Origin of the sequence: Actinophytocola sp. (assembly GCF_036402745.1) — a bacterium.
In the GTDB taxonomy this organism is placed as follows: domain Bacteria; phylum Actinomycetota; class Actinomycetes; order Mycobacteriales; family Pseudonocardiaceae; genus Actinophytocola.
In genome coordinates this window covers 17,534-36,248 of the sequence record NZ_DASWSJ010000408.1, presented here as the reverse complement: position 1 = coordinate 36,248, position 18,715 = coordinate 17,534, and the positions used below count along the sequence as shown (strand labels likewise).

Genomic DNA, 18,715 nt, shown 5'->3' with positions numbered 1-18,715 from the left:
GAAGCGAACCATCCAACACAGGAGCGAACCATGACACAGTGAGCAACAATGGGCGCCGTGCAGTTGCCTGTGATGCCGCCCGTGCCGCCGATGCTGGCCAAGGCCGTGCCCGCCATTCCCGCCGACCAGTTCTACGAGCCCAAGTGGGACGGGTTCCGGTCGATCATCTTCCGGGACGGTGACGAGGTCGAGATCGGCAGCCGCAACGAGCGGCCGATGACCCGGTACTTCCCCGAGGTCGTCGAGGCCGTCAAGGCCAACCTGCCGCAGCGGTGCGTCGTCGACGGCGAGATCGTCGTCGCGAGCACCGAGAAGCAGGGGCTGGACTTCGACGCGCTCCAGCAGCGGATCCACCCCGCCGCCAGCCGGGTGAAGCTGCTCAGCGAGCAGACGCCGGCGAGCTTCATCGCGTTCGACCTGCTCGCGCTCGGGGACGAGTCGCTGATGGAGCGGCCGTTCGGCGAGCGCCGGGCCGCCTTGGAGAAGGCCCTGGCCTCGGCGAAGGCGCCGGTGCACCTGACGCTCGGCACCACCGACCAGAAGGTCGCCGCCGAGTGGTTCGAGCTGTTCGAGGGCGCCGGGCTGGACGGGCTGATCGCGAAGCAGCTGGACGAGCCCTACCAGCCGGACAAGCGGATCATGAAGAAGATCAAGCACGAGCGGACCGCGGACTGCGTGCTGGCCGGCTACCGGGTGCACAAGTCCGGGCCGGACGCGATCGGCTCGCTGCTGCTGGGTCTCTACGACGACGCGGGCAAGCTGGCGTCGGTCGGGGTGGTGGGCGCGTTCCCGATGGCGCGGCGCAAGGAGCTGATGGAGGAGCTGCAACCGCTGGTCACCTCCTTCGACGACCACCCGTGGGCGTGGGCGGCGCACGAGGCGGGTGAGCGGACGCCACGCAAGAACGAGGTCAGCCGGTGGAACGCGGGCAAGGACCTGTCGTTCATCCCGCTGCGGCCGGAGCGGGTGCTCGAGGTGCGTTACGACCACATGGAGGGCCCGCGGTTCCGGCACACGACGCAGTTCGTGCGCTGGCGGCCGGACCGGGAGCCGACGTCGTGCACCTACGAGCAGCTCGAGCAGCCGGTGCGGTTCGACATCGCGGACATCCTCAAGCCTTCCGGTACCTGAGCATCAGGAACCCGTCCTCGGTGAGCACCGAGGCGAGCCGCAGCTCGCGTGGCTCGGGGGACGGGACGCCCTCGGCGATCCGGGGCGCGCCCGCGCCGGTGAGCAGCGGGGACACCGTGAGGCAGAGCTGGTCGACCAGGTCGAGTGCGATGAGCTCGGCGAACAGGTGCGGGCCGCCCTCGCAGCAGACCCGCCGGAGCCCGCGCTCGGCGAGCGCGTCGAGCGCCCTGCGCGGGTCGACGGTGTCCTCGCCCGCGAGGACGACGTCGACGCCCGCGGCCTTCAGCGCGTCGCGCCGGTCCCTCGGCGCGCTCGCGCAGGTGAGGATGATCGGCGGCACGTGCGTGTCGGTGACGAGCGGCGACTCGGGCCCGACCGAGCAGCGCCGGGTGACGACGGCGATCGGCGGGACGTCGGACAGCCCGAGCCGGTGGCGGCGCTCGGCCCGCAGCTCGGTGCGCTTGACCCCGCGGTAGCCCTCGACGACGGCCGTCCCGGCGCCCACCAGCACGACGTCGGCGAGGTCGCGCCCCAGCGCGAAGATCTTCTTGTCGGCTGGGCTCGACAGGCCGTGCGACCGCCCGCCCGCGGTGGCCGCCCCGTCGGCGCTGCTGACGAAGTTGACCTGCACCCATGGCCGGTCGAGGTCGGCCGGGTAGGCGTAGAGGTCCTCGAGCTCGCGGTCGCTCAGGTCGGCGGCAGGCGCGGCCAGCGGCAGCAGGTGCATTGGATCATCCCAGCACGCGGGCCGGGCGCACGCGCGGTCGGCTCAGCGGCGTTTGCCCGCGCGGTGCTGGTTCACCAGCGACCACACCGAAACCGACTCGCTGGACTCGTCGGCGGACCGTGATCGTCGTGCGGTGAACGGCTCGGCTCGGCCGGCGCCGGCCTCGAGCTCCTGGCGGATCTGGTCGTAGATCGGAGTGTCGGTCAACCCAATCCCTTCCCGTCGCAGCAGCCCTCGCAGGCTACGGAGCGTACCTCCTCGCCTCCGCAGCGCGGCAAGGCCTCCCCCTTACCACGAAACAGAAAACCGTTCGCATCAAACGGAGTGATGCCGGACGATTTGCGAAATGGGCGCGGGATTTCTCGAGGCGAACGGGCTGGCTCACCGGCTCGACGACGGCCGTCAACTCTTCGATGACGTGTCGTTCCGGGTGAGCACCGGTCAGGTCGTGGCGCTCGTCGGCGCGAACGGCGCGGGCAAGACGACGCTGCTGCGGATCCTGTCCGGCGAGCTCACCCCGCGCGCGGGCGGCGTCACCGTCCACGGTGGACTCGGGGTGATGCCGCAGTTCATCGGCTCGGTGCGGGACGACCGGACCGTGCGCGACCTGCTGCTCGCCGTCGCGCCGCTGGCCGTGCGGGCCGCGGCCGAGGCGCTCGACACCGTCGAGCTGGCGCTCATGGAGACCGACGACGAGCCGACCCAGCTGCGCTACGCCGACGCGCTGCACGCGTGGGGCGAGGCCGGCGGCTACCAGATCGAGGTCCTCTGGGACACCGTCACCGTGGCCGCGCTCGGCGTGCCGTTCGACCGGGCGCGGTTCCGCGAGGTGCGCACGCTGTCCGGCGGCGAGCAGAAGCGGCTCGTGCTCGAGGCGCTGCTGTCCGGCGCGGAGCAGGTGCTGCTGCTCGACGAGCCGGACAACTACCTCGACGTGCCGGGCAAGCGCTGGCTCGAGGGCCGGCTGGCCGAGTGCGGCAAGGCGGTGCTGCTCGTCAGCCACGACCGGGAGCTGCTCGCGTCCGCGGCCACCCAGGTCGTGGCGCTGGAGGGCGGGACGACGTGGGTGCACGGCGGCGGGTTCGGCACGTGGCACCCGGCGCGGCTGGCCCGGTGGGAGCGGATGGCCGAGCTGCGCCGGCGCTGGGACGAGGAGCACGAGAAGCTGCGTGAGCTGGTGCGCAACCTCCAGCAGGCGGCCATGAACAGCGACGCGCTGACCTCGCGGTACAGGGCGGCGCAGACCCGGCTGCGCAAGTTCGAGGAGGCCGGGGCGCCACCGCTGCCGCCGCGGGAGCCGCCGGTGCGGCCGCGGCTGCGCGGCGGGCGGACCGGCCTGCGGGCCGTCACCTGCGCCGGGCTGGAGCTGACGGGCCTGATGAAGCCGTTCGACCTGGAGGTGTTCTTCGCCGACCGGGTGTGCGTGCTGGGCTCGAACGGCTCGGGCAAGAGCCATTTCCTGCGGCTGCTCGCCGGCGACGACGTCGCCCACGAGGGGTCGGCGCGGCTGGGCGCCCGGGTGGTGCCGGGGCTGTTCGCGCAGACCCACCAGCATCCGGAGTGGGTCGGCCGGACCTTGACGGACATCCTGTGGCACGGCGACGGCGACCGGCGGGGCATGGACCAGGGCACCGCGTCGGCGGCGCTGTCCCGGTACGGCCTGGCGCCGGCGCGCGAGCAGCGGTTCGAGACGTTGTCCGGCGGGCAGCAGGCGCGGTTCCAGATCCTGCTGCTGGAGCTGTCCGGCGCCACGCTGCTGCTGCTCGACGAGCCGACGGACAACCTCGACCTCACGTCGGCGGAGGCGTTGCAGGACGCGCTGGAGGAGTTCACCGGCACGGTCCTCGCGGTCACCCACGACCGGTGGTTCGCCCGCTCGTTCGACCGGTTCCTGGTGTTCCGCTCGGACGGTGTGGTGTCCGAAGTGGATGGTCCGGTGTGGGACGAGGGGCGGGTCCAGCGCGCCCACTAGTCCGCCTCCCCGGGATTTAAAGTGTGCGTTGCGTTCCGGCGAATGGTGCGGGTATCGGGGTGGGTGGTGGCTGGGTGCCGTCACGGTCCCCTGAGGTTCCGGTGGTCGGCGCAGGACTTCACCCGATGATCTACGAGACAGGCCTTAGTCGCTGGTGGCGGCGCTGGCACCGACAGCTCCGGGCGTGTGGTCGGGTTGTCCTCGGCGGCGGAGGCGGGTTGTCAGCCGGCCAGTACGTCGGCGATCGTGTCGATGCCGTGGTCCAGGTCGGCCCGCGAGACGACCAGCGGCGGCGCCACCCGCAGCGTCGTGTCGTGCGTCTCCTTGCACAGCACGCCGCGCGCCATCAGCGTCTCGCTGATCTGCCGCGCGTGCCGGCCCGGCGCGATCTCGACGCCGGCCCACAGGCCGCGGCCGCGGACCTCGGCGACCCCGCGGCCGACGAGCTCGCCGAGGCGGCGGTGCAGGTGGGCGCCGAGGTCACGGGACCGCTCCTGGAACTCGCCGGTGGCGAGCAACCTGATGACCGCCCGGCCGACGGCGCAGGCCAGCGGGTTGCCGCCGAAGGTTGAGCCGTGCTCGCCCGGCTTGAGGACGCCCAGGACGTCGCGCCGGCCGACCACCGCGGACACCGGCAGGATGCCGCCGCCGAGTGCCTTGCCGAGCGTGTAGAGGTCGGCCCGGATGCCGTGGTGCTCCGAGGCGAACAGCGTGCCGGTGCGGGCGAGCCCGGACTGGATCTCGTCGGCGATCAGCAGCACGTCGTGGTCGTCGCACAGCTGACGGACCTCGCGCAGGTATCCGGCCGGCGGCACGAGCACCCCGGCCTCACCCTGCACCGGCTCGACCAGCACGGCCGCGGTGCGCGGCGACAGGGCGGCCTCGAGGGCCTGCGTGTCGCCGTACTTCACGACCTGGAAGCCGGGGGTGAACGGGCCGAAGTCGTTGCGGGCCACCGAGTCCGTGGAGAACGAGATGATCGTGGTGGTCCGCCCGTGGAAGTTGGAGCCGGCCACGATGATCTCCGCGGTGCCGTCCGGCACGCCCTTGACCTGGTAGGCCCACTTGCGCGCGACCTTGATCGCCGACTCGACGGCCTCCGCGCCCGAGTTCATCGGCAGCACCATCTCGGTGCCGGTGAGCTCGGCCAGCTCCTGGCAGAACAGCCCGAGCTGGTCGTGGTGGAACGCCCGGCTGGTGAGCGTGACCCGGCCGAGCTGCTCGACCGCCGCGGCGACCAGCGCCGGGTGCCGGTGCCCGAAGTTGAGCGCCGAGTACCCGGCGAGGAAGTCGAGGTAGCGCTTGCCGGCCACGTCGGTGACCCACGCGCCCTCGGCTTCGGCGATCACCACGGGCAGCGGGTGGTAGTTGTGCGTGCTCCACTGTTCGTCGAGCGCGATGAGGTCGGCAGCAGTCATCGACATATGAACAGGTTAAGGCCCGAGGGCGGCGGTTTCATCCGCAGACCGTTGCGCGCAACGCGCCTTCGTTGCGTCGATGGATCCGGCCGCAACGCTTCGTTGCGTTCGGCCGGACCCAGGTCAGCTCAGCGGTCGGCGCGCAGTGCGGCGCGGGTCGGCGGCGTGCCGCCCACAGCACCGCGAGCCCGTCGATCTGCGTCTCGCGCCTGGGCGGACGAAGCCGAGGCGCGGCCCGGTCAGGCGGTGCGTGTCAGGCGGTGAGTTTGGGGATGATCTCGTTGCCGTAGGCGGCCAGGGTCTGCTCCTTCGCGTCGTGCATGAGGTAGATGGCGAACTGGTCGACGCCTAGGTCGGCCAGCTCGGTGAGCCGGTCGACGTGCGCGGCCGCGGGGCCGACCAGGCAGAACCGGTCGACGATCGAGTCCGGCACGAAGTCCGTGGACGGGTTGCCCGCCTTGCCGTGGTGGGCGTAGTCGTAGCCCTCGCGGTCGCGGATGTAGTCGGTGAGCTCGTGCGGCACCGGGCCGGACTCGCCGTAGCGCGACACGAGGTCGGCCACGTGGTTGCCGACCATGCCGCCGAACCAGCGCAGCTGATTGCGCTGGTGCGGCAGGTCGTCACCGACGTAGGCCGGCGCGGCGACGCACATGGTGATGCCGCCCGGGTCGCGCCCGGCGTCGCGGGCGGCCGCGCGGACCGACTCTATGGTCCACTTGGTAATCGCGGGATCGGCCGTCTGCAGGATGAACCCGTCGGCGTGCTCGCCGACCAGCTTGAGTGCCTTCGGCCCGTAGGCGGCCATCCAGATCTCCAGCCGCCCGTCGCGCACCCACGGAATACGCACCGGTGCCCCATGCAGCTCAGCCTCCCGTCCCTCGGCCAGTTCCCGGATCACGTGCATGGAATCACGGAGCACCGACAAAGAAGCGGGCTGCTGACCGATCACCCGGCGTGCCGAGTCGCCGCGCCCGATCCCGCACACCGTGCGGTTGCCGAACATGTCGTTCAGCGTGGCGAACAGCGACGCGGTGACCGACCAGTCCCGGGTGGACGGGTTGGTGACCATCGGCCCGACGATCAGCGACGACGTGTTCGCCAGGATCTGCGAGTAGATGACGAACGGCTCCTGCCACAGCACGGCCGAGTCGAACGTCCAGCCGTAGGAGAACCCGAGCCCCTCGGCCGCCTTCATCAGCCGGACGACCTCGCTCGCGGGCGGATCCGTCTGCAGCACGACACCGAAGTCCATTGTGGACCCTCCCAGGTCAGACGAGGTACTGCGACAGCTCGCGGGACAGGAACCGGCCGTGCCCCTCGGCACCGTGGAACGCGCCGTCGGCGATCACCACCGAGCCGCGGGACAGCACGGTCTCGACCTTGCCGGTGATCGACATGCCCTCGTAGGCCGAGTAGTCCACGTTCATGTGGTGCGTCTCGACGGACAGCGTCTGCCGCGCGGCCGGGTCGTACACCACGATGTCCGCGTCCGCACCCGGCGCGAGGACGCCCTTGCGCGGGTAGAGGCCGAACATCCGGGCCGGCGTGGTCGAGCAGACCTCCACCCACCGGGCCAGCGTGATCTCCCCGGCGACGACCCCCTGGTGCAGCAGGTCCATCCGGTGCTCCACGCCCGGCATCCCGTTGGGGATCTTGGCGAAGTCGCCGCGGCCCAGCTGCTTCTGGTCCACGAAACAGAAGGGGCAGTGGTCGGTGGACACCACGGACAGGTCGTTGGTCCGCAGGCCCCGCCACAGGTCCGCCTGGTGGTCCTTGGGCCGCAGCGGCGGCGACGCCACGTACTTCGCGCCCTCGAAGTCCGGCTTCGCCAGGTCCTCGATGGACAGGTAGAGGTACTGCGGGCACGTCTCCGCGAACACGTTCTGCCCGGTGTCGCGCGCGGCCGCCACCGCCTCCAGCGCCTGCCGGGCGGACAGGTGCACGACGTAGAGCGGCGCGCCGGTCACCTTGGCCAGCTGGATGGCCCGCGAGGTGGCCTCGCCCTCCAGCTCCGGCGGCCGGGTGATGCCGTGCTCGACCGGGTCGGTGCGGCCGGCCGCGACGGCCTGGGCCACCAGCTCGTCGATCGCGATGCCGTTCTCGGCGTGCATCATGATCATCGAGCCGGTGTCGGTGGCCTTCTGCATCGCGCGCAGGATCTCGCCGTCGGTCGCGTAGAACACGCCCGGGTAGGCCATGAACATCTTGAAGCTGTTGACCCCGGCCGCGATGCAGGACTCCATCTCCTTCAACGACTGGTCGTTGACGTCGGAGACGATCATGTGGAACCCGTAGTCGACCGCGCAGTGCGAGTCGGCCTTCTCGTGCCACTTGTCCAGCGTGGCCAGCAGCGACGTGCCCTTGGCCTGCACCGCGAAGTCGATGATCGTCGTGGTGCCGCCCCACGCGGCCGCCGTGGTGCCGGTGGCGAACGTGTCGGCGGAGAACGTGCCGCCGAAGGGCATCTCCATGTGCGTGTGCGCGTCGATGCCGCCGGGCAGCACGTACCTGCCGTCCGCCTCGATGATGTTCTCGGCCGTGTCGAACACGCCCGGCGCGGTCACCGCGGCGATCGTCTCGCCGTCGACGAGCACGTCGGCCCGCAGGGCGCCGCCGGCGTTGACGACCGTCCCGTTGCGAATGAGAGTGCGCATTCCTGCCTTCTTCGTGTGCGGAGTGTCAGGCGCTGGTGAGGGAGTCGTAGCTGTCCGGCCGGCGGTCGCGGTAGAACGCCCACAGGTCTCGGACCTCGGTCAGCAGGCCCATGTCCAGGTCGCGCACGAGGACCTCCTCGTCGCTGTCCGACGCGGCGTCGCCGACGAGCTGCCCGCGCGGGTCGGCGAAGTAGGACTGGCCGTAGAAGTCGTTGTCGCCCAGCGGCTCCACGCCGACCCGGTTGATCGTGGCGACGTAGTACTCGTTGGCCACGGCCGCGGCCGGCTGCTCGAGCCGCCACAGGTACTCCGACAGCCCGCGGCTGGTGGCCGACGGGTTGAACACGATCCGCGCCCCACCCAGGCCCAGCGCGCGCCAGCCCTCCGGGAAGTGGCGCTCGTAGCAGATGTAGACGCCGATCTTGCCGACCGCGGTGTCGAACACCGGGTAGCCCAGGTTGCCGGGCCGGAAGTAGAACTTCTCCCAGAAGCCCTTGACCTGCGGGATGTGGTTCTTGCGGTGCTTGCCGAGGTAGGTGCCGTCGGCGTCGATCACGGCCGCGGTGTTGTAGTAGACGCCCGGCTGCTCCTGCTCGTACATCGGCACGATGAGCACCATGTTGTGCTGGTCGGCGAGCTCGCACATCAGCTGCGTGGTGGGGCCGTCGGGGATCTGCTCGGTGTAGGAGTAGTAGTCGGCGTCCTGCACCTGGCAGAAGTACGGGCCGTAGAACAGCTCCTGCAGGCACACCACCTGGGCGCCCTGCGAGGCCGCGGTGCCGATGGCCGAGACCGCGTTGGCGATCATCGACTCCTTGTCCCCGGTCCAGCGCTGCTGGACCAGCCCAGCCCTGACGATCTCAGACACTGACCTCTCCCTCCGGTAGGCGAGCGGGGGCGCTCGCCGTGGTCGGTCGCACGAGCGACAGCGCCCAGTAAACCGCGAATGCGACCACCAGACCGGCCACCCAGCTGTAGTCGTAGAAGTCCCGCAGGAACGGGATCAGGCCGTCCCGCGGGAACGGGCCCGCGCCCGGGTTGGAGTACGCGCCGCCGACCGCGACCAGGGCGCCCACCACCGTCGCGATCAGGGCCTTCCAGTTCCAGCCGCCGCTGTACCAGTACCGGCCGCGCTCGGCGTAGAGGTCCTCCAGGTCGAGCTCGGTGCGGTACTGGAACCAGTAGCCGGCCACCAGCACGCCGGCCACCGCGGCGAGCACGCCGCCGTAGAACTGCAGCCAGGCGAAGATGTAGATGTTGGGGTCGGAGATCAGGTTCCACGGCATGATCACCACGCCGACCACGCCGGTGATCAGCCCGCCGAGCCGGAAGTTGAGGTACTTCGGCGCGGCGTTGGAGAAGTCGTAGGACGGGCTCACGACGTTGGCCGCGAGGTTGCACGACACGGTGGCCAGCACCAGCGCGACCAGCGCGATCACCACGACGACGGGGCTGGAGAACCGCGCGGCGAGCAGGGCCGGGTCCCAGATCGCCTCGCCGTAGAGGGCGACCCCGCCCGAGGTGGTGAGGATGGCGATGATCGCGATGAACGACATGGTCGTCGGCAGGCCGAGGATCTGGCCGCGGAGCTGCTTGCGCTGAGAACCACCGAATCGGGTGAAGTCCGGCATGTTCAGCGACAGGGTCGCCCAGAAGGCGATCATGGCCATCAGCGACGGCGCGAACACCTTCCAGAAGTCCGCGCCCCAGCCCAGCTTCGACGGCTGGGACAGGATCGGGCCGAAGCCGCCGGCCTTGATCACGACGTAGGCGAGCAGGATCAGGAAGCCGACCGACACCAGCGGCGCGGTCCAGTTCTCGAACTTGCGCACGGCCTCCATGCCGCGCCAGATGATCAGCATCTGGACCACCCAGAACACCAGGAAGCACAGCCACAGCGTCCACGGCTTGCCGAACAGCGTGCTCGCCCCGGTCCACCCGTCCCCGGTGAGCTTGCCGACGATGACGAACATCGCCTCGCCGCCGACCCAGGTCTGGATGCCGAACCACCCGCAGGCGACGAACGCCCGCAGCAGGGCGGCGAGGTTGGCGCCGCGCAGCCCGTAGAACGCTCGCGAGAACACCGGGAACGGGATGCCGAACTTGGTGCCCGCGTGGCTGTTGAGCAGCATGGGGACCAGGACGATCAGGTTGCCGATGGTGATCGTGAGGAAGGCCTGGAGCCAGTCCATGCCCAGGGCGATCAGCGAGGCGGCGAGCGTGTAGCTGGGGATGTTGTGCGCCATCCCCATCCACAGGGCGAAGTAGTTGTAGGTCGTCCAGGTGCGCCGCTCGACCGGCACCGGGGCGAGCTCCTCGTTGTAGAAGCGGCTGTCGCGGATCGCGGCGTGGTCGTCGAGGTCGACCCGGCCGTCCGGGAGGGTGCTCTGCGCCATCCCGGCATCGTGGGCGTACCGGCCGGTGGGGGGCAGTGCCACTGTGTACACCGTTGGCGCACACAGTGGACACTCTGCCAATTGCGGCGGTCGCGCCGCCCATGCCCGGTCCGTCCGGGTTACGGGCATGTCACGACCTGGTCAGCCAGGGGTGTCGACGGCCTTGGGGGCGATCTGGTTCAGGAGCCAGCGGGGGCCGGTGACCTCGGCGCCCACGGCCACGCAGCGGCGGCGCAGCTCGCGGTCCGCGGTGACCACCAGGCACAGCACGTCCGGGCCCTCGGCCACGATCGAGGCCGCCGTCTCGACGATCTTGTCGTCGCCGTCGGCCTCGGCCGAGACCACCCGGACGTCGGTGTCGCCGGGGCCGATGTTGCGCGCCTTGCCCTCCACGACCAGGACCTTCTCCGGGATCGCCACGTCGAAGGGGGCGATCCCGGTGTACCGGTCGACCGCGCCCAGCTGGTCGCGCAGCCTCGCCGAGGCGCCGGCCCGGTCGCGCCACCAGCCGTCCGCGCGGGAGCCCATCACGTTGGCCCCGTCGACCACGAGCACCGGGCGGCGCAGGGCCTGCCGCAGCCGCGGCCACGCTTTGGCGAACGGCTCGAACAGGTTGTGCTCGGCCACCTCGTCGACCGGCACCCACGCCGCGCCCTTGCTCTCCCACGACGCCGGCCGCACCTCGAGCAGCGCGGGCGCCGTGGCGATGACCGTGTCGTAGGACCAGCCGCCGTGGTCCTCGTGCATCAGCCCGCGCAGGGTGACCTCGCTGGCGTCCAGCGTGGACTCCTCGGCGGTCTCGCGCAGCGCCGCGGCCACCGGGTCCTCCCCGCGTCTGCGCGCGCCGCCGAACGCCCCCCACGTGCCGCCGCCGATGGTGACCTTGGCCCGGTGCTGCAGCAGCACGTACCCGTCGTGATAAGGCAGCAGGCCCGCCGCCCCGTACCGCCCCCAGTGCTTGTGCCCGAGCTCGCACGTGACGAACCCGTCACCGTCTCCCCACGTCATCCGGCCATCATCCGCCACCCCACCGACACCCGGCCCGACGAGTCAGCCGATCTCGGTCACCAGCAGGGCCACGTGCAGCGACAACACGGACTCCGGGTCGTCCAGCGACACGCCCAGCACCTGCTCGATCCGGGACAGCTGCTGGTAGTACGCGGTCCGCGACATGTGCGCCGCCGACGCCGCCGCGGACTTGTTGCCGCCGTGCTCGCAGAAGTGCCGCAGCGCCTCGAGCAGCCGGCTCGCGTGCGCCGCGTCCCTGGCCAGGAGTGGTCCGAGCTCCCGCGAGGCGAACGCCGTCACCCGGTCGTCGTCGGCCAGCAGGTGCACGAGACCGCGCAGCCGGACGTCGTCGAGCCGGTGGTAAGGGCGGCCGTCCGGGGTGCGGAGCGCGGCCTTCGCCACGTGCGCGGCCTCGACGAGGCTGCGGCGGGCCTCGGACACGCTCTCGACGGTCGTGCCGACCGCGATCACCACCGGCAGGGCCTTCGGCGCGGTGGCCGCGGCCTGGTGGATCTCCTTCGCGAGCCGGCGGACCACGGTGGCCGCGTCGGCCTGCGGGGTGAGCGACAGCAAGGCCCGCACGGAGATGTCGTCGACCACGCCGACCAGCGCGGCGACCCGGGCCCGGCGCGCGGCGAGCGCGGTGGCCTCGGCCAGGTCACGCAGCACCTCCTGGGTCGCCATCGTCGGCGCCGGCCGGGCCGAGGCCACCGCCGACGGGCGCACGGACACGCCGAGCAGGTGCCGGCGTTGCAGCGGCACCCCGAGCGCGCTCGACCGCGCGGTGAGGTCGGCCGGCGTGGTCGACGACGCCAGCAGCTCGGTCAGCAGCGTCCGGTGCGCGTGCCGCTCCAGGCCCTCGCGGTCCCGGGCGACCAGCCGGTGCACGGCCAGCGCGGAGGCGGCCCGCTCGGCGATCACCACCTGCCGGTGCGCCGGCTCGCCCCGGCAGACCAGCACCAGCCGGCCCCAGTCGTTGCCCCGCGCGCCGACCACGGTGACGAGCCAGCCCGTGTCGGCGTGGTAGCTCGTCCGCGCGGTGCCGGTGACCGCCCGCGACCGCGCCGCCCAGTCCGCGACCAGCTCACCCGGGTCGGCGCCGGCCGCGTCGTAGGCCAGCACGTCGTGGCCCAGCGTCTCCAGCACCACCGGCAGCCCGGACGCCCGCGCCACCTCGCGCAGGACCTCCGCCGGCTCCGCGCCCGCCACGGTGAGCGCGGTGAACGTCTCGTGCACCCGCTCCGCCGCCCGCAGCTCCGCCACCTGTGCTTCGACGATCAGCCCGACCACCGCCTCGGTGACCGCGACGAACCGGGTCTCGCGCGACAGCGTGACCAGCGGCAGCGCGTGCTCCTCGGCGGCGGCCACCAGCGCGGCCGGCAGCTCGCGGCTCCAGTGCCGGACCAGCTCGACGACCACGCCGACGACCCCCGCCCTGGCGAGCTCGCCGACGTAGCGGGTGAGCGCGGCCGGGTCGTCCGGCAGCGCGATGCCGGTGGTGAGCACCAGTTCGCCGCCGCGCAGCAGCGGCGCGATGTCGGCGATCTCCGCGATGTGCACCCAGCGCACCGGCCGGTCCAGCCCGCCGGCGCCGGCGACCACCGTGGCGCGGCCCTGCTGGATCACCGGCAGCGCGAGCACATCGGACACGGTCGGGTACATGTTGTGCACACTGTACGGCCGGCCAGGGGGCGCCGATACACACTGTCCATGGCGCGCGCCCGGGTGCGCGGCCACACTCGGGGGCATGGGTGAACCGCGTCTGATCGATCGCCATCGTGCCGTCCTGCCGAGCTGGATGGCGCTGTTCTACGACGACCCGATCGAGATCGTGCACGGGCACGGCCGCCGGGTGACCGACTCGAACGGCAAGACCTACCTCGACTTCTTCGCCGGCATCCTCACCAACGCGATCGGCTACGACGTCGCCGAGATCAGCGACGCCGTGCGCAAGCAGCTCGACACCGGCATCCTGCACACCTCGACGCTGTACCTGATCCGCAGCCAGGTCGAGCTCGCCGAGCGGATCGCCCGGCTGTCCGGGATCCCCGACGCCAAGGTGTTCTTCACCAACTCCGGCACCGAGGCCAACGAGACCGCGCTGATGCTCGCCACCCAGTACCGGCGCAGCAACCAGGTGCTGGCGCTGCGCAACTCCTACCACGGCCGCGCGTTCGCGACGGTCGGCGTCACCGGCAACCGCGGCTGGTCCGCGTCCTCGCTGTCGCCGGTCAAGGTGTCCTATGTGCACGGTGGGTACCGGTACCGCAGCCCGTTCGCCGCGCTGTCGGACGCCGACTACATCGCCGCGTGCACCGACGACCTGCGCGACGTGCTGCAGACCGGCACCTCCGGCGACGTGGCGTGCATGATCGCCGAGCCGATCCAGGGTGTCGGCGGGTTCTCGCTGCCGCCGGACGGGTTGTTCGGCAGCTTCGCGGAAGTCCTTGCCGAGCACGGGATCCTGTTCATCTCCGACGAGGTGCAGACCGGCTGGGGCCGCACCGGCGGCGACTTCTGGGGCATCCAGGCGCACGGCGTGACGCCGGACCTGATGACCTTCGCCAAGGGGCTGGGCAACGGCCTCGCGATCGGCGGCGTGGTGGCCCGCGGCGAGATCATGGACTCGCTCGGCGCCAGCTCGATCTCCACGTTCGGCGGCAACCCGGTGTCCACGGTGGGCGCGCGGGCGGTGCTGGACTACCTGCTGGACCACGACCTGCAGGCCAACGCCGCGACGCTGGGCGCGAAGCTGATCGACGGCCTGCGGGCGGTCGCGGCGAAGCACCCCGTGGTCGGCGACGTGCGCGGCAAGGGCCTCATGGTCGGCATCGAGCTGGTCGAGCCGGGCGGCATGACGCCGTCGCCCGCGGCGGCCATGACGGTGCTCGAGGAGACCCGCCGGCACGGCCTGCTCGTCGGCAAGGGCGGGCTGCACAACAACGTCATCCGGCTGGCGCCGCCGATGACGCTGACGGCCGAGGAGCTGGCCGAGGCGCTCGACATCCTGGCCGCGGCCGTCGCCGCCGCCGACGGGACCACGCGGGACGGGGCGAAGTGATGGCGGGCCGGATCAGCCACTGGATCGACGGCAAGCCGTGGGCCGGGGTCGCCGAGCGCAGGGGTGAGGTGTTCGACCCGGCCACCGGCGAGGTCGCCGCGCACGTCGACTTCGCCGCTCAGTCCGAAGTGGACGAAGCGGTGCAGGCGGCCGCGCGGGCGTTCCCCGCGTGGCGCGACACCTCGCTCGCGGGCCGGTCGAAGGTGCTGTTCGCGTTCCGCGAGCTGCTCAACCAGCACAAGGACGAGCTCGCCGCCATCGTCACCGCCGAGCACGGCAAGGTGCTCGACGACGCGGCCGGCGAGGTGGCGCGGGCGCTGGAGAACGTCGAGTTCGCCTGCGGGATCCCGGCGCTGCTCAAGGGCGGGTTCAGCGAGAACGTCTCGACCAGGGTGGACGTGTACTCGATGCGCCAGCCGCTGGGCGTGGTCGGGGTGATCTCGCCGTTCAACTTCCCCGCGATGGTGCCGCTGTGGTTCGTGCCCAACGCGATCGCCTGCGGCAACACGGTCGTGCTCAAGCCCTCGGAGAAGGACCCGTCCGCGTCGAACTTCGTGGCCGAGCTGTGGGCCCGCGCCGGCCTGCCCGACGGCGTGCTCAACGTGCTGCACGGCGACAAGGTCGCGGTCGACGGGCTGCTGTCGCACCCGGCCGTGCGCGGCATCTCGTTCGTCGGCTCCACGCCGATCGCGCGCTACGTCTACGATACCGGCACCAGCCACGGCAAGCGGGTCCAGGCGCTCGGCGGGGCGAAGAACCACATGGTCGTGCTGCCCGACGCCGACCTCGACCTCGCCGCGGACGCCGCGGTGTCGGCCGGGTTCGGCTCGGCGGGGGAGCGGTGCATGGCCGTGTCCGTCGTCGTCGCGGTGGACCCGGTCGGCGACGAGCTCGTGGCGAAGATCCGCGAGCGGATGGCCGGGCTGCGCGTGGGCGACGGCCGCCGGCCGGGCTGCGAGATGGGCCCGCTGGTCACCGGCGCGCACCGGGACCGCGTGACGTCCTATGTGGACGCCGGGCTGTCGGCGGGCGCCTCGCTGGTGGTGGACGGCCGCGACCACGAGATCGACGGCGCCGCCGGGGGCTTCTGGCTCGGCCCCACGCTGTTCGACCACGTCGGCCCGGACATGTCGATCTACACCGACGAGATCTTCGGCCCGGTGCTGTCCGTGGTCCGCTCGGACACCTACGAGTCGGCGGTGACGCTGGTCAACGACAACCCGTACGGCAACGGCGTCGCGATCTTCACCAACGACGGCGGCGCCGCGCGGCGGTTCCAGAACGAGATCGAGGTCGGCATGGTCGGGGTCAACGTGCCGATCCCGGTGCCCGTCGGCTACTACTCCTTCGGCGGCTGGAAGTCCTCGCTGTTCGGCGACACGCACGCCTACGGCCCGGACGGGCTGCACTTCTTCACCCGCACCAAGGTGGTCACCTCGCGCTGGCTCGACCCGTCGCACGGTGGGGTGAATCTGGGCTTCCCGCGCAATGACTGACGGGGTTGAATCGGGCGGTGTTCGACAACTTCGCGCTGGAGGGCATCGACGCCGGTGAGGTGACGCTGCGGGTGCGGCACGGCGGCCGCGGGCCGGCGGTGCTGTTGCTGCACGGCCACCCGCGCACGCACACCACCTGGTACCGGGTCGCCCCCGTGCTCGCCACGAGGTACACCGTCGTGTGCCCTGACCTGCGTGGCTACGGCCGGTCGGACAAGCCGCCGACCACGCCGGACCACGCGCCCTACTCGAAGCGGGCGATGGCGGCCGACTGCGTCGAGCTGATGCGGGTGCTCGGCCACGAGCGGTTCGCGGTCGTCGGCCACGACCGAGGCAGCTACGTCGCGTTCCGGCTGGCGATGGACCGCCCGGAGGTGGTCACCGCGCTGGCCGTGCTGGACAGCGTGCCGATCGGCGAGGCGCTGGCCCGCTGCGACGCCAGGTTCGCCCAGGCGTGGGCGCACTGGTTCTTCTTCGGGCTGCCGGACAAGCCCGAGCGCGCGATCAACGCCGACCCGGACGAGTGGTACCGGGTCGGCGACCGCAACACCCCGCAGCGGCTCGGCGCGGAGAACTTCGCCGACTTCCGGCACGCGATCCGCGACCCGGACACGGTCAAGGCGATGCTGGAGGACTACCGGGCGGGCCTCGGCGTCGACCGCGCGGCCGACGACGCGGACCGGGCGGCCGGCCGCACGCTGGCCTGCCCGACGCTCGTGCTGTGGTCGGCCCACGACGACCTGGCGGAGCTGTACGGCGACGTGCTCGAGGTCTGGCGGCCATGGGCCGCTGACCTGCGGGGCGGCGTGATCGACTCGGGTCACCACATGGCTGAGGAGGCGCCCGGGGAGCTCGCGAAGGCCCTGCTCGACTTCCTGCCGTGATTTCTTGACCGAATGGCCAGCGACCGTCGGCGCCGTGTCGTATGGTCTGGCCGCCGGGACGTGGTGCGGGGCCGGTACACGACTGCCCACGTCCCAATCCCCGGGTGTCCGGCCTGGTCACAGGCGGTAAGCTCAGGGATCGATCATGGTGAACGGCGGGACGAGGGGTGTGGTGGGCGTGCCTGACGGTGCAACCGCTGAGCAACAGAACCGGGGCGGTGCGCAGCAGGACGCGGGCACGCCCGCGGACCAGATCAACCAGGAGATCGCCGCCACGAAGGTCACCGGCTGGGTCTCTGCGCTGCTGGGCGCCGACTGGAAGACGTCCGCCGGGGGCGGTGGCTCGGGCGGCAAGTTCATGTTCGCGAGCCTGCCCGAGCTCGACGCCGTCATCGGGGCGTGGCGCCAGGAGATCACCTCGATCATGGGCGACCGCGACCAGATCCTGTCCACCGCCGACGTCGTCAACCAGCCGGCCGGCGACCCGATGAGCCTCATGCAGGCCGACGCGGCCCGCGAGTCGCTGCGGGTCATGTGGAAGCACAGCGTCGAGATGCTGAAGTACGCCGAGACCTTCCTCGCCAACCTCGAGAAGGCCCGGGCGCAGATGCAGACCACGGAGGACGCGGCCCACACCAGCATGCGCCGCGTCTACCCGACGTGACCAGGTCGCCGCAGCGAAGGGAGTCCCTGCACTCAGGGGGTATGGCATGAGCGTTTTCGACAGCAGTGTCTTCGGTGGCGGGGGCGCGTTCGGCTGGAGCGGTGAGGAGATCTACCGCAACTTCCACGGCGGCACCGGCGACGACGGCCGCGGGCTCACCCACGCCTCGACGAGCGTGCAGCAGTTGGTCGACCACTACAAGGGCCGGGTCGACTCGATCGTCCGGCTCACCAACATGATGGAGTCGGCCTGGCAGGGCGACGCGGCGGGCGCGGCCCGACGCGGCGCGGCCCCGCTCGCCGTCGAGCACGGCACCGCACAGGACTCGATGACCGCCGCGCAGATGGTGATGACCGACCAGACCGACGTGTTCTCCTCGGCCAAGAGCTCGGTGCGGGAGATCCCGCCGACGCCGGACAAGCCGGGCATCTGGGACAACGTCACCACCCTCGGCAGCGCCGGCCGCAACTACGAGCGCCGGATGACCGAGGTCAACGCGGCCAACGAGATGAACGTCGCGGTCATGGAGGCCTACGAGGGCGCCACCGAGAACAACGCCAACCGCATGCCCACCTCCTACGGCTCGATCGCGGCGGACAAGTCGGAGATCGGCGTGCGCAAGCCAGTCGTGTGGCCGCCCGGGCCGATCCGGCCGATCCGCCCGCCGCAGCCCGGTGACCCGTCGAAACGCAACGGCACCGACAACTCGCGCAACACCTCCCTTCCGCAGACGCACGACCAGACCCTCACCAGCCAGACCCGGCCGGACGTGGGCAACCGGCCGCCGGGTGAGCTGAACCAGACCCGGCCCGAGCAGTACACCCCGCCGCGCTCGCTCGACCCGTGGCGCGTCCCGGTCCCGCCGGGCGGCCCGCCGAACGGCCCGGGTGGCCAGAACCTGCCGGGCGTCGTCCCAGGCGGCACCTTCGGCCCGGGCGGTGGCGCCGGCGGCGGACCCGGGGGTCGCGGTCCGGGCGGGTTCGGCCCGCGTGGTGGCGGTTTCGGTCCCGGTGGCTCCGGCGGCGCCGGCGGTGGCGCGGGCGGGGCGGGTGCCGGGCGTGGTCCCGGTGGCGGCTTCGGCCCGGGTGGTGCCGGTGCGGCGGCGGCCGCGGAAGGCGCGGCCGGTCGAGGCGGGGCCGGTGGCTCCGGCGGCCGCGGCGGCATGGGCGGCATGGGCGGCGGCGGTCGCGGTCAGAACAGCGAGGACGGCGAGCACGAGCGGCCGTCGTTCCTGGTCGAGCCCGACCCGGACGAGACGTTCGGCTCCGACGAGGTCACCGCGCCGCCGGTGATCGGCGAGTAGG

At 71.8% G+C, this 18,715-nt stretch carries 16 protein-coding genes; 7 read left to right on the top strand and 9 right to left on the bottom strand.

Annotated features, from left to right (window positions below; translation table 11 throughout):
* Positions 1-57: 57 nt before the first annotated feature.
* Positions 58-1,131, top strand: a complete 1,074-nt coding sequence (locus VGD70_RS35945) for an ATP-dependent DNA ligase (RefSeq protein WP_331089469.1) — start codon at positions 58-60, stop codon at positions 1,129-1,131.
* On the opposite strand, the gene VGD70_RS35940 is transcribed toward VGD70_RS35945, so the two are convergent.
* Together VGD70_RS35940 and VGD70_RS35935 are read right to left on the bottom strand one after the other, a co-directional pair.
* Positions 1,112-1,858: a pyrimidine reductase family protein gene (locus tag VGD70_RS35940; protein WP_331089467.1), complete on the bottom strand. Its 747-nt coding sequence runs from the start codon at positions 1,856-1,858 to the stop codon at positions 1,112-1,114. The genes VGD70_RS35945 and VGD70_RS35940 overlap by 20 nt on opposite strands.
* A 42-nt stretch (positions 1,859-1,900) precedes the next feature.
* Entirely contained in the window at positions 1,901-2,065 is a 165-nt protein-coding gene (locus tag VGD70_RS35935) for a hypothetical protein (protein WP_331089466.1), read from the bottom strand.
* Positions 2,066-2,204: 139 nt separating this feature from the next.
* Here VGD70_RS35935 and VGD70_RS35930 point away from each other — a divergent pair, with 139 nt between their 5' ends.
* Positions 2,205-3,830: an ABC-F family ATP-binding cassette domain-containing protein gene (locus tag VGD70_RS35930; protein ID WP_331089464.1), complete on the top strand. Its 1,626-nt coding sequence runs from the start codon at positions 2,205-2,207 to the stop codon at positions 3,828-3,830.
* A gap of 221 nt (positions 3,831-4,051) precedes the next feature.
* Here the strand turns inward: VGD70_RS35930 and rocD are convergent, their stop codons facing one another.
* From rocD to VGD70_RS35895, 7 genes are all read right to left on the bottom strand, one after another.
* A complete protein-coding gene (rocD, locus tag VGD70_RS35925) occupies positions 4,052-5,248 on the bottom strand; it encodes an ornithine--oxo-acid transaminase (protein ID WP_331089496.1) in 1,197 nt (398 codons plus the stop codon).
* Positions 5,249-5,501: 253 nt separating this feature from the next.
* Entirely contained in the window at positions 5,502-6,500 is a 999-nt protein-coding gene (locus VGD70_RS35920) for a TIGR03842 family LLM class F420-dependent oxidoreductase (protein WP_331089463.1), read from the bottom strand.
* A gap of 16 nt (positions 6,501-6,516) precedes the next feature.
* Entirely contained in the window at positions 6,517-7,902 is a 1,386-nt protein-coding gene (gene hydA, locus VGD70_RS35915) for a dihydropyrimidinase (RefSeq protein WP_331089461.1), read from the bottom strand.
* A 25-nt stretch (positions 7,903-7,927) separates the two neighbouring features.
* Positions 7,928-8,770 (bottom strand): nitrilase-related carbon-nitrogen hydrolase, encoded by an 843-nt coding sequence (locus VGD70_RS35910; RefSeq protein WP_331089459.1) that lies wholly within the window; start codon positions 8,768-8,770, stop codon positions 7,928-7,930.
* Positions 8,763-10,298 (bottom strand): NCS1 family nucleobase:cation symporter-1, encoded by a 1,536-nt coding sequence (locus VGD70_RS35905; RefSeq protein WP_331089494.1) that lies wholly within the window; start codon positions 10,296-10,298, stop codon positions 8,763-8,765. Before VGD70_RS35905 ends, VGD70_RS35910 begins: the two co-directional genes overlap by 8 nt.
* Before the next feature lie 141 nt (positions 10,299-10,439).
* On the bottom strand, positions 10,440-11,306 hold the full coding sequence (locus VGD70_RS35900; RefSeq protein WP_331089457.1) for an NUDIX domain-containing protein: 867 nt from the start codon (positions 11,304-11,306) through the stop codon (positions 10,440-10,442).
* A gap of 42 nt (positions 11,307-11,348) precedes the next feature.
* Positions 11,349-12,968, bottom strand: coding sequence for a PucR family transcriptional regulator (locus tag VGD70_RS35895; RefSeq protein WP_331089455.1), 1,620 nt, complete (start codon positions 12,966-12,968; stop codon positions 11,349-11,351).
* A gap of 85 nt (positions 12,969-13,053) precedes the next feature.
* Here VGD70_RS35895 and VGD70_RS35890 point away from each other — a divergent pair, with 85 nt between their 5' ends.
* The 5 genes from VGD70_RS35890 (at position 13,054) to VGD70_RS35870 (ending at position 18,714) form a co-directional block, all read left to right on the top strand.
* Positions 13,054-14,367, top strand: a complete 1,314-nt coding sequence (locus VGD70_RS35890) for an aspartate aminotransferase family protein (RefSeq protein ID WP_331089453.1) — start codon at positions 13,054-13,056, stop codon at positions 14,365-14,367.
* Entirely contained in the window at positions 14,367-15,863 is a 1,497-nt protein-coding gene (locus VGD70_RS35885) for a CoA-acylating methylmalonate-semialdehyde dehydrogenase (protein ID WP_331089451.1), read from the top strand. Before VGD70_RS35890 ends, VGD70_RS35885 begins: the two co-directional genes overlap by 1 nt.
* Positions 15,864-15,880: 17 nt before the next feature.
* Entirely contained in the window at positions 15,881-16,747 is an 867-nt protein-coding gene (locus VGD70_RS35880) for an alpha/beta hydrolase (RefSeq protein ID WP_331089449.1), read from the top strand.
* 178 nt (positions 16,748-16,925) lie between these two features.
* Complete coding sequence (locus VGD70_RS35875; RefSeq protein WP_331089447.1) at positions 16,926-17,411, top strand: hypothetical protein; 486 nt, start codon at positions 16,926-16,928, stop codon at positions 17,409-17,411.
* Between the two features lie 46 nt (positions 17,412-17,457).
* Entirely contained in the window at positions 17,458-18,714 is a 1,257-nt protein-coding gene (locus VGD70_RS35870) for a hypothetical protein (RefSeq protein ID WP_331089445.1), read from the top strand.
* Position 18,715: the final 1 nt, after the last annotated feature.

Bases quoted from the DNA above. Each gene is read 5' to 3' on its own strand.
- VGD70_RS35940 (WP_331089467.1), bottom strand. From the start codon at position 1,858: ATGCACCTGCTGCCGCTGGCCGCGCCTGCCGCCGACCTGAGCGACCGC.
- VGD70_RS35930 (WP_331089464.1), top strand. From the start codon at position 2,205: ATGGGCGCGGGATTTCTCGAGGCGAACGGGCTGGCTCACCGGCTCGAC.
- rocD (WP_331089496.1), bottom strand. From the start codon at position 5,248: ATGACTGCTGCCGACCTCATCGCGCTCGACGAACAGTGGAGCACGCAC.
- VGD70_RS35920 (WP_331089463.1), bottom strand. From the start codon at position 6,500: ATGGACTTCGGTGTCGTGCTGCAGACGGATCCGCCCGCGAGCGAGGTC.
- hydA (WP_331089461.1), bottom strand. From the start codon at position 7,902: ATGCGCACTCTCATTCGCAACGGGACGGTCGTCAACGCCGGCGGCGCC.
- VGD70_RS35905 (WP_331089494.1), bottom strand. From the start codon at position 10,298: ATGGCGCAGAGCACCCTCCCGGACGGCCGGGTCGACCTCGACGACCAC.
- VGD70_RS35900 (WP_331089457.1), bottom strand. From the start codon at position 11,306: ATGACGTGGGGAGACGGTGACGGGTTCGTCACGTGCGAGCTCGGGCAC.
- VGD70_RS35895 (WP_331089455.1), bottom strand. From the start codon at position 12,968: ATGTACCCGACCGTGTCCGATGTGCTCGCGCTGCCGGTGATCCAGCAG.
- VGD70_RS35890 (WP_331089453.1), top strand. From the start codon at position 13,054: ATGGGTGAACCGCGTCTGATCGATCGCCATCGTGCCGTCCTGCCGAGC.
- VGD70_RS35885 (WP_331089451.1), top strand. From the start codon at position 14,367: ATGGCGGGCCGGATCAGCCACTGGATCGACGGCAAGCCGTGGGCCGGG.
- VGD70_RS35870 (WP_331089445.1), top strand. From the start codon at position 17,458: ATGAGCGTTTTCGACAGCAGTGTCTTCGGTGGCGGGGGCGCGTTCGGC.